Origin of the sequence: Streptococcus sp. 5004 (genome assembly GCF_013276755.1) — a bacterium.
GTDB lineage: Bacteria > Bacillota > Bacilli > Lactobacillales > Streptococcaceae > Streptococcus.
Genome location: NZ_VMLP01000002.1, coordinates 22,491 through 37,156 on the forward strand (window position 1 = coordinate 22,491; position 14,666 = coordinate 37,156).

At 35.5% G+C, this 14,666-nt stretch carries 15 protein-coding genes and 2 pseudogenes; 11 read left to right on the forward strand and 6 right to left on the reverse strand.

The window, feature by feature from the left end; translation table 11 throughout:
• The first annotated feature begins 39 nt into the window (after nt 1–39).
• Entirely contained in the window at nt 40–507 is a 468-nt protein-coding gene (locus HT685_RS00285; protein WP_173251360.1) for an 8-oxo-dGTP diphosphatase, read from the forward strand.
• Here the strand turns inward: HT685_RS00285 and HT685_RS00290 are convergent.
• A pseudogene (locus HT685_RS00290) lies at nt 504–572 on the reverse strand (DNA-binding transcriptional regulator); the annotation flags it as partial. The gene HT685_RS00285 and the pseudogene HT685_RS00290 sit on opposite strands and share 4 nt — an antisense overlap.
• Before the next feature lie 143 nt (nt 573–715).
• On the opposite strand from HT685_RS00290, the gene HT685_RS00295 reads away from it, so the two are divergent.
• From HT685_RS00295 to HT685_RS00325, 7 genes and pseudogenes are all read left to right on the forward strand, one after another.
• Nucleotides 716–1,690 (forward strand): LacI family DNA-binding transcriptional regulator, encoded by a 975-nt coding sequence (locus HT685_RS00295; protein ID WP_173251358.1) that lies wholly within the window; start codon nt 716–718, stop codon nt 1,688–1,690.
• Nucleotides 1,690–2,601: a ribokinase gene (gene rbsK, locus HT685_RS00300; protein ID WP_173251355.1), complete on the forward strand. Its 912-nt coding sequence runs from the start codon at nt 1,690–1,692 to the stop codon at nt 2,599–2,601. The genes HT685_RS00295 and rbsK overlap by 1 nt, the downstream gene beginning before the upstream one ends.
• Nucleotides 2,576–2,974, forward strand: a complete 399-nt coding sequence (rbsD, locus tag HT685_RS00305) for a D-ribose pyranase (RefSeq protein ID WP_000759835.1) — start codon at nt 2,576–2,578, stop codon at nt 2,972–2,974. Before rbsK ends, rbsD begins: the two co-directional genes overlap by 26 nt.
• 13 nt (nt 2,975–2,987) lie before the next feature.
• Nucleotides 2,988–4,466 carry a sugar ABC transporter ATP-binding protein gene (locus tag HT685_RS00310; protein ID WP_173225852.1) on the forward strand — a complete coding sequence of 493 codons (1,479 nt, stop codon included), beginning with the start codon at nt 2,988–2,990 and terminating at the stop codon, nt 4,464–4,466.
• Nucleotide 4,467: 1 nt separating this feature from the next.
• Entirely contained in the window at nt 4,468–5,412 is a 945-nt protein-coding gene (rbsC, locus tag HT685_RS00315; RefSeq protein WP_119943467.1) for a ribose ABC transporter permease, read from the forward strand.
• Nucleotides 5,413–5,515: 103 nt separating this feature from the next.
• Complete coding sequence (locus HT685_RS00320; RefSeq protein ID WP_000691495.1) at nt 5,516–6,481, forward strand: substrate-binding domain-containing protein; 966 nt, start codon at nt 5,516–5,518, stop codon at nt 6,479–6,481.
• Between the two features lie 77 nt (nt 6,482–6,558).
• A pseudogene (locus HT685_RS00325) lies at nt 6,559–6,699 on the forward strand (NUDIX hydrolase); the annotation flags it as partial.
• Here the strand turns inward: HT685_RS00325 and HT685_RS00330 are convergent.
• The 5 genes from HT685_RS00330 to coaB form a co-directional block, all read right to left on the reverse strand.
• Complete coding sequence (locus tag HT685_RS00330; RefSeq protein ID WP_138707768.1) at nt 6,696–7,211, reverse strand: transcription repressor NadR; 516 nt, start codon at nt 7,209–7,211, stop codon at nt 6,696–6,698. The pseudogene HT685_RS00325 and the gene HT685_RS00330 sit on opposite strands and share 4 nt — an antisense overlap.
• A gap of 11 nt (nt 7,212–7,222) precedes the next feature.
• Nucleotides 7,223–7,750, reverse strand: coding sequence for an ECF transporter S component (locus HT685_RS00335; RefSeq protein ID WP_173225856.1), 528 nt, complete (start codon nt 7,748–7,750; stop codon nt 7,223–7,225).
• A 442-nt stretch (nt 7,751–8,192) separates the two neighbouring features.
• Nucleotides 8,193–8,756 (reverse strand): ECF transporter S component, encoded by a 564-nt coding sequence (locus HT685_RS00340; RefSeq protein WP_173225858.1) that lies wholly within the window; start codon nt 8,754–8,756, stop codon nt 8,193–8,195.
• On the reverse strand, nt 8,740–9,291 hold the full coding sequence (gene coaC / locus HT685_RS00345) for a phosphopantothenoylcysteine decarboxylase (RefSeq protein ID WP_173225861.1): 552 nt from the start codon (nt 9,289–9,291) through the stop codon (nt 8,740–8,742). The genes HT685_RS00340 and coaC overlap by 17 nt, the downstream gene beginning before the upstream one ends.
• An 11-nt stretch (nt 9,292–9,302) precedes the next feature.
• The gene (coaB, locus tag HT685_RS00350) at nt 9,303–9,992 is read right to left on the reverse strand and encodes a phosphopantothenate--cysteine ligase (protein WP_173225863.1); all 690 of its coding nucleotides are present in this window, start codon (nt 9,990–9,992) and stop codon (nt 9,303–9,305) included.
• Between the two features lie 187 nt (nt 9,993–10,179).
• Here coaB and HT685_RS00355 point away from each other — a divergent pair, with 187 nt between their 5' ends.
• The 3 genes from HT685_RS00355 (at nt 10,180) to HT685_RS00365 (ending at nt 14,608) form a co-directional block, all read left to right on the forward strand.
• Complete coding sequence (locus tag HT685_RS00355; RefSeq protein WP_188110136.1) at nt 10,180–11,295, forward strand: hypothetical protein; 1,116 nt, start codon at nt 10,180–10,182, stop codon at nt 11,293–11,295.
• Nucleotides 11,288–12,763, forward strand: a complete 1,476-nt coding sequence (locus HT685_RS00360; protein WP_173225865.1) for a hypothetical protein — start codon at nt 11,288–11,290, stop codon at nt 12,761–12,763. The genes HT685_RS00355 and HT685_RS00360 overlap by 8 nt, the downstream gene beginning before the upstream one ends.
• A 174-nt stretch (nt 12,764–12,937) precedes the next feature.
• Nucleotides 12,938–14,608 (forward strand): formate--tetrahydrofolate ligase, encoded by a 1,671-nt coding sequence (locus HT685_RS00365; protein WP_173225867.1) that lies wholly within the window; start codon nt 12,938–12,940, stop codon nt 14,606–14,608.
• The last annotated feature ends 58 nt before the right edge of the window (nt 14,609–14,666 follow it).

Below are 14,666 nucleotides of genomic sequence, written 5' to 3' on the forward strand. Positions count from 1 at the left end.
AAGTCTGAAAATTTAATAAATTAGAAAGCGAGTAAATCCATGTCCCGTTCCCAATTAACGATTTTAACAAATATTTGTCTGATTGAAGACCTAGAAAACCAGCGCGTGGTGATGCAGTATCGCGCTCCTGAAAACAATCGCTGGTCTGGTTATGCCTTTCCAGGAGGTCATGTAGAAAATGGCGAGTCTTTTGCAGAGTCAGTCATTCGTGAAATCTATGAAGAAACAGGATTGACTATCCAAAATCCTCAACTTGTCGGTATTAAAAATTGGCCACTAGATACAGGTGGGCGCTATATTGTCATTTGTTATAAGGCGACTGAGTTCTCTGGTACCCTTCAATCTTCAGAAGAGGGAGAAGTTTCTTGGGTGCAAAAAGACCAGATTCCAAACTTGGATCTGGCCTATGATATGTTACCCTTGATGGAGATGATGGAAGCTCCCGACAAGTCAGAGTTTTTCTACCGCCATCGTACAGAAGATGGCTGGGAAAAGAAAATCTTCTAGTCTTTTACTAAATAACCGAGCTGCTCCAAGGCCTCCTCGATATAGTGGAGGTCTTGTTGTGTTTCTTGTGTAATAGTAATAATATATTTGGAAAAATATATGTACTCTGAAATAAATTTAAAATATTTTTAGAAAAGTATTGACAAATCAAAAGAAAACGTTTACTATAGAATAAGGGAACGGTTCCACAACGTAAGAAGGAGGAATGATGACTACAATAAAACAGGTTGCTGAAGAAGCTGGAGTATCAAAATCAACGGTTTCAAGATATATATCAAAAAAAGGTTATGTTGGAGATGATGCGAGAGAGAAAATAAAAAATGCGATTAAAAAATTAAATTACACACCAAATGTATTAGCACAATCTTTGAAAACTAAAAAAAACCAAATGGTAGGACTCTTATTACCAGATATTTCAAATCCCTTCTTCCCAAGATTGGTTCGAGGCGCTGAATCATATTTGAAAGATAAAGGTTATAGAATTATGGTTGGTACGATTTCAGACCAAGAATCTTTGAGTGAATATGTTAATTTACTGTTAAAAACAAATGCTGCTGGCATTATTACTACACATGACTTCACAAAAGAATATCCGGATTTATCATTACCTGTTGTTGTAGTTGACCGAATTAGTAAAGATACAGGTTACGGTGTTTTTTCTGATAATCAGTCAGGTGGTCGTTTGGCTGCTGAAGCAATCTGTAATGCAGGTGCTAAACAAGTTCTGATTATTAAAGTTTTAGATGATAAAGCCGAGAATATCGCGGAACGGTTTGAAGCAAGTTTAAACTATTTGAGGAATAAATCTTTAGAGATTCGTATTGAAGAAAGTGAAACGTTTGACTTTAAAAAAATTCAAAAAGAAGCTAAAGAGAATCTAAAAAGAAATCCAAATATTGATAGTATTATAGCACCTTCTGATATTCATGCAATAGCTTATATTCATGAAATTTTAGCAATTGGGAAAAAAATTCCAGATGATATTCAAATCATTGGTTATGATGATATTGTACTTAGTCAATTTATTTACCCTTCTTTATCAACTATTCACCAATCATCATATAAAATGGGAGAACAGGCTGCAAAGCTAATCTATAATATGGCAAATAAGTTCTCTATAGATGAAGCTAAAATTAAACTACCTGTTAGATACGTAGAAAGAAATACATTAAGGAGAAAGTAATGAGTAAAATTGTTGTTGTTGGAAGTATTTCAATAGACTTAGTTATGAGAACAAAAAGGATTCCAGAAGGAGGTGAAACGATTTTTGGGGATTCGTTTAATATAGTTCCAGGTGGAAAAGGTGCAAATCAAGCTGTAGCTATTGGTAGATTATCCAGTGTAGAAGATAATATTTACATATTTGGAAACGTCGGAGAAGATATTTTTTCAGCAGATTTACTAAGTAATCTGCAAAATAATAATATTTCTACAGAACATGTGGGAACGGTACCACAATTTACGGGAGTTGCACAAATTACTTTATATGGAGGTGATAATAGGATTATTTATTATCCCGGAGCGAATAATTTAGTTAAAACAAATGATTGGAAAAATGAGTGGGAATTGATTAGTGATGCAAGTATTGTTGTATTACAGAATGAAATACCACATGAAGCCAATCTATCTATAGCTAAATTTTGCCAAGAAAATAAAGTTAAGGTGCTTTACAATCCTGCACCAGCTAGAGAAACAGATATAGAGATGATTCCTTTTTGTGATTTTATTACTCCTAATGAGCATGAATGTTCAGAGCTTTTTCCAGATAAGAAATTAGAAGAAATTATTAAAATTTATCCTAATAAAATGATTGTGACATTAGGAGTTGAAGGTTCCATTTATTATGATGGGGCAGTAGTTCAGAAGATTCCTGCTATAAAAGCAGAAGTAGTTGATACTACAGGAGCAGGAGATACATTTAATGGTGCTTTTGCTTATGCTATCTCAAAAGGAAAAGAGATGAATGTTGCATTGTCCTTTGCAACAATTGCTTCACATCTTTCTGTTCAAAGATTTGGAGCGCAAGGAGGCATGCCGAGTTTGAAAGAAATAAAGGAGCATTCAGGATATGAAGAAATATGGGATTTTAAATAGTAATATAGCAAAACTAGCTGATGATTTAGGTCATATGGATTTGGTTTGTATCGGAGATTTAGGATTGCCAGTTCCAAAAGGTGTTGATAAAATTGATTTAGCATTAAGAAAAGGTAGTCCAAGTTTTTTAGAAGTTTTAAAAGAATATTCAGATCATGTACTTATTGAAAAAATTTTCTTAGCAGAAGAAATTAAGGAAAAAAACAAAGAACAGTGGCAAGCAGTTCTAGATCTTTTAGGATCGAATATAATTATTGAATATATTAGTCATGAAGAATTGAAAGCTATGAATACTAAAGTTAAGGCAGTTATTCGCACTGGGGAAGATACACCATATTCGAATATAATCTTGCAATCAGGAGTTATTATTTAGAAGGGGGTTGCCTATGAAAATTGAAATGAAGAACATTTCAAAATCTTTTGGGAATAATCGTGTTTTAGAAAGTATTGATTTGGTTCTTAATTCAGGAGAAGTTCATGCTTTAATGGGAGAGAATGGTGCAGGCAAATCAACTTTAATGAATATTTTAACTGGACTTTTTCCAGCTACTTCAGGAACTATTTTTATTGATGGAAAAGAAAAAATATTTTCTAATCCTCAAGAGGCAGAACGGTTTGGACTGAGTTTTATTCATCAGGAAATGAATACTTGGCCAGATATGACTGTACTTGATAATCTTTTTTTAGGAAGAGAAATAAAAAATTCGATTGGGTTTTTAGATAAAGCTAGTATGGAAAGGAAAGCTAAAGAAGCATTTAAACGTCTTAATATATCTATTCCTCTCGATGCAATCATTGGTCAATTATCAGTCGGACAACAACAAATGATAGAAATAGCAAAATGTTTATTATCAGAAGTTTCCTTGTTAATTATGGATGAACCCACAGCAGCTTTAACTGATCGTGAAACTGAAACACTTTTTAAAGTGATAGAAGGATTAAAATCTGATGGTGTAGGTATTGTGTATATTTCACATCGGATGGAAGAAATCTTTAAGATTACAGATCTTATAACTGTTATGAGGGATGGGTTTGTAATTGATACTAAGAAAACGAAGTTAACTAATGCGGATGAATTAGTTCAGAAGATGGTAGGTCGTGAATTAGAAGATTATTATCCAGAAAAAAAGGCTGAGATTGGGAATGTTGTTTTTCAAGCTAAGAATCTTTCTGGTGATGCTTTTACGGATATTTCTTTCTATGTACGTCAAGGGGAAATTCTTGGTTTTTCTGGTTTGATGGGTGCTGGTCGTACTGAAATAATGCGAGCAATTTTTGGAATTGATTCTTTAAAATCTGGTCAAATTATAATAAACGAAGAACAACTGATAATTAAAAATCCTTTTGAAGCAATTAAGCATGGAATTGGTTTCTTAACAGAAGATCGTAAAGATGAGGGATTGATTTTAGATTTTTCTATTAAAGATAATATGACTTTACCTAGTACTCGTGATTTTGTTAAAAATGGCATTTTCGATAATAAAACAAGTGGTATATTTGTACAACGTTTAATAGATAGGCTACGAATTAAATCAGGTTATCCAGATAAGGAAGTTGGAACACTTTCTGGTGGTAATCAACAGAAAGTAGTTTTAGCAAAATGGATAGGTATTGCTCCAAAAGTACTGATTCTAGATGAGCCAACTCGTGGGGTAGATGTTGGTGCTAAGCGTGAAATTTACCAATTAATGAATGAATTGGCTGAACGAGGTGTGCCGATTATTATGGTATCTTCAGATTTACCAGAAGTGATCGGAGTCAGTGATCGTATTATGGTCATGCATGAAGGAAGAATTAGTGGAGAATTAACACGTCAAGAAGCTACACAAGAAAAAGTTATGCAACTAGCTACAGGAGGACAATAGTGTGAAAAATACTATGAAGTATATGTCAGAATTGACAACAGTAATAGCATTGATAATTTTAATGGCTGTCATCACTATTATCAATTCAAATTTTTTAACAGCAAATAATCTGTTAAATTTACTATTGCAAGTAACATCAAATGCACTGATTGCTTTTGGAATGACTTTTGTTATTCTAACAGGTGGAATTGATTTATCAGTAGGATCAATTTTAGCCTTATCCAGTGCGCTAACAGCTGGTTTATTAGGATCTGGAATGCCTGTTGCGTTAGCAATTCTCATCTCTTTAATTTTGGGTTGCATTCTGGGGATGATGAATGGGTTATTGATTTCCTACGGGAAATTAGCTCCATTTATCGTTACTTTAGCAACTATGACTATTTTTAGAGGCGCAACACTTGTTTATACAAATGGGAATCCTATTACAAAAGGATTAAGTGATACATTCTTATTTCAATTTTTGGGGCAAGGTTACATAGTAGGAATTCCATTTCCTGTAATTATTATGTTTATTGTATTTATTGTTTTATATGTTTTACTTCATAAAACAGCATTTGGTAAATCTGTGTATGCTATAGGGGGGAATGAAAAAGCAGCATATATATCAGGTGTGAAACTAAATAAAGTGAAAATTATCATTTATTCAATTTCAGGTATGATGGCTTCAATTTCTGGATTGATTATAACATCACGCTTAAGTTCTGCTCAACCAACAGCAGGTGCTAGTTATGAAATGGATGCTATTGCAGCTGTTGTTCTTGGGGGAACCTCATTATCAGGAGGTAAAGGTCGTATACTGGGGACTCTAATAGGTGCTTTAATTATTGGAGTTTTGAATAATGGACTTAATATTATTGGTGTTTCAGCATTTTGGCAGCAAGTAGTAAAAGGAGTTGTAATTTTAATTGCTGTTCTGATTGATCGTTTTAAAGTTGTAAAACAGTAGAATCATTTTCAATTTTTTTGGAAATAGCAACAATTTATTAGATGACGAACAATAGTCGGGATGGAAACTATCCCTATAGATATATATTACGAGGAGTAATAACATGAAAATTATTAAAAAAATTAGCATTTTTGCTTTGTTTGTAACATTTATTTTTGCTTTAGTAGCTTGTGGAAAAACTGGTTTAGGAAATTCATCAAATGATAATAAATCTACGACTCAAAAGTCGGCAAAAGAATTAAAATTAGGAGTTTCTATTTCGACTACTAACAATCCCTATTTTGTAGCTATGAAAGATGGTCTTGAAAAAGCCGCAGGAGAAAAAGAAGTAACTTTGAAGATAGCAGATGCACAAGATGATGCTGCTAGACAAGCAGATGATATTCAGAATTTTATTAGTCAAAATGTAGATGCTTTACTAATTAATCCAGTTGATTCTGATGCAATTGTTACATCTATTAAAGCTGCTAATAATGCAAATATTCCAGTAATCTTAATTGACCGCGGTAGTAATGGTGGTGAAGTCTTGACAACTGTTGCTTCTGATAACGTAGAAGCAGGTAAAATGGCTGCCGAATTTATTACCAAGCAATTGGGAGAAAAAGCAAAAACTTTTGAATTATCAGGAGTCCCTGGTGCTTCTGCAACAGTAGATAGAGGTAAAGGATTTGAACAAATTTCAAAGACAAATTTAGATGTTCTTTCTAGTCAATCTGCTAATTTTGATCGCGCAAAAGCTTTGAATACAGCGCAAAATATGATTCAAGGAAACAAAGAAGTACAAGCAATCTTTGCACAGAATGATGAGATGGCGTTAGGAGCTGCACAAGCAGTAAAAGCAGCTGGTCTTAGCAATGTATTAATTGTTGGTATTGATGGTCAACCAGATGCACATGATGCTATTGCAAAAGGTGATATTACTGCCACTATTGCTCAGCAACCAGCTAAGATGGGTGAAATTGCTATTCAATCAGCAATAGATCATTATCAAGGGAAAAAACTGGAAAAAGAAACAGTTTCTCCAATTTATCTTGTGACTAAGGATAATGTTGATCAACATAACTGGTGATATATTTTCAATAAGTAGGTACTTATTCATCTTCATTCAATGTAGTTTTTAAATATCATTGTTACTATTTGAGCTATTGGATTCAAAAAGACCAGATTCCAAACTTGAATCTGGCCTATGATATGCTACCCTTGATGGAGATGATGGAAACTCCGGACAAATCTGAATTTTTCTACCCTCGCCGTACAGAAGACGATTGGGAAAAGAAAATTTTCTAATCCTTTACTAAATAACCTAGCTGATCCAAGGCCTCCTCGATATAGCGGAGGTCTTGTTGTGTTTCAGCTTCGACTAGGTGGTAATGGATGCCATCTGTCAATTCAGACAGAGGTCTAAAGTCAGAATGCTCGACTTGTTCTAGAAAATGTTGCACGTCTCGGCGGCAAGACAGTTTCAGCAAGGTTTCAATTTCTCCATAAACGGGATGGTCAATCAAGGTATTCTGGACACGCCCTCCATTATCGATGATAGCAAGGAGTTCTTGACCGATTTCTTCAACTTCATGTTTGACTTTAAAAAGTTTGTGAACATAAGGATTGGTTTCAATTTGCTTATAGATATAACCACGATTGGTAGATAGAATTGGAGCTCCATCAGCTCTTAAAATTGCAATATCTTGAACAATAACTTGTCGAGTGACATGAAAATGTTCAGCCAAACTTTGGCCATTGAGGGCTTTAGGAGCTTCTTTCAAGAGTTGGAGCAGGGCTTGTTTGCGATCTTTTGTCATAGTTCTTCCTTTTAACGGCGTTTTCGAAGCACTTTATAGACAGCTAGTGCTAATGTATAGTCTACCATACTATGGATAATTGTGCCAAATCCAACTAGTACAAAGAGAACATAAAACATATTTTCTACATTGGTACCGGAAGTTGCGTAAAAAACGACACAGGCCAATACTTCAGCAAGGGCATGAACAACAGCCAAAACAAAGTTGAAAATCAAGGAAGCTTTTGGTTTATCTAGGGTATCGGGGAATTTTTGTAGGTAAAGAGCTCCCAAAGTCCCAAAAAAGATATGGGAAAAAGCTCGAAATACGATAACCATAGGATAGCCAGCCATCAAAAATCCAAAACTAGAGGCTAGGATGACAAAAACAGCCATCAAGGGCGATAAGAACATGGCGATAAAAATAGCAATGTGGCTCCCCAAAGTGTAAGAAGCAGGTGGAATGACAATCTTAAAAGGCATAACAATTGGAATCAAAATCGCAATAGCCGTTAAGAGGGCAGTCATTGTCATAAATTGTGTCTTTTTCCGTGTATTCATAAGAATCTCCTTTTTAACTGTATATACACTAGTATAGTACAATAAACAAGACAATAAATCAAGTATTTACTTGGGTTTATAGGTCGTTTTTTAGTTAATACTCTTCGAAAACCTCTTCAAACCATGTCAGCTTCCATCTGCAATCTCAAAACAGTATTTTGAGCTGGCTTCGTCAGTTCTATCCAGAACCTCAAAACCGTGTTTTGAGCAACTTGCGGCTATCTTCCTAGTTTACTTTTTGATTTTCATTGAGTATAAATATAGTAGTTTGAAACTGGAAGAGTATATCATGAATGATAAAATATTTCTAGAAATTAATTTGAATTCCCTAATCTATTTGTTGGTATCTTATTTCAATATATTTTACTGGTAAAAATTTCACTAAAAAATAAAATATACAGAACAAAATCTCCACCTTCAAGCATGAAAGCGGAGATTGTTTTTATTTCTTCAAAGTTTGTAATCTTGGAACAATGGCTAGGGTTAGAACTGCGGAAATGACTAATTCGGCAATTGAATTTGTTGAGATAACGGTTGCTAGGAGTTTTTGGATATTACCATCAAAAACATTTCCAAAAAGGTAGAAAATTCCACCGAGTACAAAGACTGTGTTGGTAAGTGAACCAAGGGCACCAGCTAAAATCAGACCAGTTTTATTTTTCATCAGTTTATAGACCAGATAAGGAGTTAAACCAATCAAAATACGTGGGACGATGGCAATGATAGCTGAGTAGATGTTCCCATTTGGTACAAATGGTGAGAAGAGGTAGCTTGTCGGTAGAATTGTAATTGTGTTAACCGTCAAGCTAAGTAGCCCCATCAAAAATCCAAGTGTAACCCCAACTCGTGGACCGTAGATAATGCTGGCAATAATGACAGGAATATGAACAATGGTCGGTTTGATTGGAAATGGAAAAAGGTTAAAGGCAAGCGAGCTCAGAAAGTGTACAACGAGCATGGTTGCAAAAAAGATAGCAATAGGTGCAATATTAGAGCGTTTTTTCATCGAGAGTTTCCTTTATTCTTTCTAAAATAATTGTGAGGTCAGCTAAAGCTCCTCGTCCATGGTCTCCACAAGCTAGTAGGGATTCCTTCGGAGCAATCAGCTGATAGCCGTATGTTTCTAATGTTTTCAGATTAGTCTGAGTTGCCGGATGGTCATACATTTTTGTATTCATAGCAGGAGCTATTAGTTTAGGAATATTTTTGGGCAAGGCTAGAGCTATGCTGGTTACCATGTTGTCAGCATAGCCGTGGGCTAGCTTTGCAATGGTGTTAGCTGTTGCAGGGGCTACGATAAATAAATCTGCCTTTTTTCCAAGTTCGATATGATTAATCTGATTAGGATAGGGTTCCTTCATGACATCCAGGTGGACAGGATTCTGTGATAAGACCTGTAGTGTCAAAGGTTGGATAAACTCTGTAGCGGCCTGAGTCATTAAAACCGTGACTTGATGACCTTGTTTTTTTAGAGAACTGACTAAATCTGCCGACTTGTAAGAGGCGATTGACCCCGTTACAGCCAAGAGAATATGTGCCATATCTTTCCTTTCTAAGAATGGTAGGCTTGAATTTTTTCAAGGAGGAGTTCTGCAATTTCTTCTTTAGTCTGGACTGTTTGAAGATGATCTTTCTCAACAAAGATAGCACGATGCTTGTCTGTTGAAATTTGAGTCTGGTCATTTGCAATGATTAAGTCTGCTTGATTATTGATAAGACTTTTTCTAGCAATGTCAACCAGATGGTCTTCGTTAACATCAACCAGCAGTTTGAAACCAATCAGATGAATAGCAGGATTCCATTCCTTGACTAGAGAGATGATTTTGGGTGTTTTTTTCAGGAACAAAACCTGAACCTCGTCAATTGAAGAAATCTTAGCCTGATGATTTTGCTTGCTTAAAAATTCTTCCAGATTGGAGCTAGCCTGAACTTCCTCAAACCCTGTCATATAGACAGGAGTGTAGTCAGAAACAGCCATTGAGTGGATCAAGACTTGATAGTCCTTGACACGTTCTTGCATTTCAAGGAGAAGGTCGTTTGTATTGTTAATTTCTTGAATGCTTAGGTTGGGATGGGCTTCTGGCTTTAGAGCTCGTTTTGTTGTTATCAAACAAACTTTATGCCCTGCAGCAAGCAAGGTTTCTGTGATGATTTTTCCCAAGTGACCTGTAGAATGGTTAGTGATAGAGCGGACACTATCAATAGCTTCACTGGTACCGCCCGATGTAACTAAAATTTTCATAGCACTATTGTACACAAAAATAAACGGTAAGTAAAATGAAAGTGATGAAAATTAAGTAAATTAATATATGGTCGATTTTGACAATCTCTCCTGTTTATAGGATAATAGAAATATATGCAATAAGGAGAATGCTGAATGAATTTTTTTTAAATTTGCTGACAATTTTACAAAAGAAGCTAGTAAGGTATTGAATGATGCTGGATCCGCTACCAGTAAAGTATTAAATGAAGCAGGTAAATTTACTGGAGAAGCTATTACAGAGTCTGTAAAAGTTATTGAAGATGTTTCAAGTCAGGTTGGCGATGTTATCACAGATGTTTCTGAAAAAGCTATTGGGGTAGCTAGTGATGTGGTAGAACATGTAACTAAAGCTTCATCGGAAACTTTTAATGAAGCAGGTAAAATAGTGAATAATACGAAAGAACAAATTGATGCTGTTGACCTTTTTAATTCTAAACTTAGACAAGAAGCTGTCGAGGGATATAAAGAATCTATAAGATTGTATAACGATGAAGCTGATAATTTAGCTAATAAATCAACAGAACTCTATCAGATTAGGGAAAAAGCGGTCAAAGTTGTAAAAATTATTGAAGAAAGAATTAGTAAGCTAGCAAATAAGCCAAAAGAGTTTGAAACAAAATTAGAAGAAATTGATGTTGAAATTCAGAATTTTGAAGATAAGCAAATTGCTATTTCACAGTCAATTAAGGAAGCTGAATTAGCAAGTGGTAGCACAGCGACTACGGCTTCTCTTAGCGCATTAGGAGTAACAGTTGCAACTTTAGGTCCTACTGCCGCTATGGGTGTTGCAACTACATTTGGTGTTGCATCAACAGGTACTGCAATTTCAAGTTTGACAGGTGCTGCAGCAAATAGCGCCGCTCTGGCTTGGTTAGGTGGTGGAAGTGTAGCAGCTGGTGGCGGTGGAGTGGCAGCCGGTAACGCATTTTTAGCATTGGCTGGTCCTGTCGGTTGGGGAATTGCAGGCGTTATGTTGACCGCTTCTGTAGGCGCTGGTGTAGTAGCTAATAGGAAAAATGAAGAAGTTGCAAAAGAGGCTATAGAGGAACAGAAAAAGGTAGAATTGTTGGCTAGACAACTTAAAGAAAAAGTAATAGAAGTTACGGAATTAATAGAATTAACTGAAAAACAAACAGAAGGAATTTATTTAGCCAATTTATCTTTAACTGGAATGGACTATAGCTTATTTACTGAAGATGAAAAATATAAAGCAGGTAATTTAGTGAATTCAACACTATCACTGACAGCTATGATAAATAAGGAAATTAAAATAAATGGTTAATCAAATTTTTAATCAAGCATTTAACCAAGGTATTGGAGCATATATCAATTGCTTAAATAACTTAAGAATTCAAGACTTACAAATTGCTATGAAAATGATTGAGGATGAAGCTCGTAATGTCATTTTAAACAAGGACAATGCCTCTAAAATCTTAAACTATGCTAGAGATAACATTGAAGACGTTATTCTAAAGAATCGTGGAGGTGAATACGGCGGTCACGGTTTTATTGCTGAATTTGCAGAAGCAGGAATTGTGAATGCGAGAAGAGCTTTTGAAGGATTACATCCTATTGTAAAAGTATTGAATGATAATGGACCAGCTGATTTGTTAATTGGTAGAAATACCATTCAAATGAAGTTTTATAATAATTTACGTGATGAACTAGCTCAATCATTTAATTACAGTGCAAAAATGAGAATGATGTTTCCAAAAGATCACGTTCTAGTATTTGAAAAAATAATGGCTGGGGCCAAAGAAGTTGAATTTAATGGTAAACGATTATCTATTAAACAAATTACGGATATACGACAAATGATTAATGATATTACCGAAAGCAAGGGACTTACTTCATATAAATCTTGGATGAAATCATCTGTTCTAAATTATGATGATGCTCAAAGAAATTCAATAAATTCCATTTTAGATTCCGAGGAGAGGAATATTTGTAAAACTGTCAGACTAAAACAACAAGAGTTAAATAGAAAACGGTTAGTAGCACAAAAAAATTCATTACCAAGAATAAAAGAAGCTAACAAGATTGCAAGGAACGCCGCTTTTTTACAGGGGGGGTTAGCTTTGATGTCAAGTGTGTATGGAAAATATAAAGATGGAAAAAGTATTTTCGAATTCGAACAATCAGATTGGTTAGATTGTGGATTGAATACAGCTGAAGGAGTTGTAAAGGGTGCAATATCTGGGTATTCCATTTACGGATTAACAAATGTCTTGGGGATTAGTGCTCCAAATGCCAGTGCTTTAGTTACGGCAACTTATGGAATGATAGACATTGTTCTAAAGTATAGATCTACAGAAATAACCCAAGATGAATTTATGAATCTCTTGATATTAAATGTAATGGATGCTTCCTTTGCAACAATTGGTGCTTGTATTGGTCAAGCAATGATTCCTATACCAGTTCTAGGTTCTGTAGTAGGTTCAATAGCCAGCTTAATCATTTGGGAAATAGGGAAGGGAATATTAAATGATAGCGAACAAAAAATCATTCAAGACTACCAGGAAAATCTGAATAATTACATAAAAATATTAGATAAGCATTATCTTGCTATTTATAATGAAATCATAGAAAAATATAAAAAACTGGGTAAATTACAAGATTACTCGTTTGATTTATCGTTAAACACTAAACTTAGTTTTGAATATTCTATTGAGTTGGCAGAAAAATTAGAAATTGAAGATACAATAATTTTACATAATTTATCTGAAATTGACAGCTATTTTCTTGACTAAATTATTTTTTCATTATTCTATAGTTTCAAACTATAAAGCCATATAAAATTTAAGAAAGGACTCTAAAAATCTTAAAAACAGGGATATTTACGAACGTTTAGAGAGTTTAAGGATGTTAAAAATCTTGTTTTGTGTTATAATGAATTATCACATTAGAGGTTAGAGGAGTTTTGAATGAAAACAGATATTGAAATCGCACAGAGTATTGAGTTGAAGCCAATCGTTGATGTTGTAGAGAAACTTGGTATTTCTTACGATGATTTGGAGTTGTATGGAAAGTACAAGGCTAAACTCAGCTTTGATAAAATTCGTGCAGTTGAGAGCAATCCAGTTGGGAAATTGATTTTGGTTACTGCTATCAACCCAACACCTGCAGGTGAAGGGAAATCAACTATTACCATTGGTCTAGCGGATGCCTTGAACAAGATTGGCAAGAAAACCATGATTGCTATCCGCGAACCATCTCTTGGTCCAGTAATGGGGATTAAGGGTGGTGCTGCTGGTGGTGGTTACGCCCAAGTGCTGCCAATGGAAGACATCAACCTCCACTTTACTGGAGACATGCATGCCATTACAACTGCTAATAATGCTCTTTCAGCATTGATTGACAACCACTTGCACCAAGGGAATGAGTTGGGGATTGACCAACGTCGTATCCTCTGGAAACGTGTAGTGGACTTGAATGATCGTGCACTTCGTCATGTAACCGTTGGACTTGGTGGTCCTCTAAACGGTATTCCTCGTGAGGATGGTTTTGATATTACAGTTGCTTCTGAAATCATGGCAATTCTTTGTTTGGCGACTGATATTGAAGATTTGAAACGCCGTTTGGCTAATATCGTTATCGGTTATCGTTATGATCGTACACCTGTTTCTGTTGGCGATTTGCAGGTTGAGGGTGCCTTAGCATTGATTTTGAAGGATGCTATTAAGCCAAATCTGGTTCAGACAATTTACGGTACACCTGCTTTTGTACACGGTGGTCCATTTGCCAATATTGCTCATGGATGTAATTCAGTCTTGGCAACAAGCACAGCCCTTCACTTAGCTGATTACACAGTCACAGAAGCTGGTTTTGGTGCTGACCTTGGTGCCGAGAAATTCCTTGATATTAAGACACCAAACTTGCCAACATATCCAGATGCAGTAGTTATTGTTGCAACCCTTCGTGCCCTTAAGATGAATGGTGGCGTGGCTAAGGATGCTCTTACAGAGGAAAATGTAGAAGCAGTTCGTGCCGGTTTTGCCAACTTGAAACGCCATGTTGAAAATATCCGTAAATTTGGTGTACCTGCAGTTGTAGCAATCAATGAATTTGTCTCTGATACTGAAGCTGAAATTGCAGCCTTGAAAGAACTTTGTGACTCAATCGATGTACCAGTTGAATTGGCTAGTGTCTGGGCTGATGGTGCAGAAGGTGGAGTAGCACTTGCCGAAACAGTTGTCAAAACCATCGCTGAAACCCCAGCTAACTATAAACGTTTGTATGACAATGACCTTTCTGTCCAAGAAAAGATTGAAAAGATTGTCACTGAAATCTACCGTGGTAGCAAAGTAAATTTTGAGAAGAAAGCTCAAACGCAAATCGCTCAAATTGTTCAAAATGGTTGGGACAAATTGCCAATCTGTATGGCTAAAACTCAATACAGTTTCTCAGACAATCCAAATGCACTTGGAGCACCTGAAAACTTTGAAATTACCATTCGCGAATTGGTGCCAAAATTAGGTGCAGGCTTCATCGTTGCCTTAACTGGCGATGTCATGACCATGCCAGGTCTTCCAAAACGACCAGCAGCTCTCAACATGGATGTTGAAAGTGACGGAACCGTTCTAGGCTTGTTCTAATAGTTTAATTGAAATCAAATGAGTTTGGAAATAATATCCAAGCTCATTTTTTATCTAG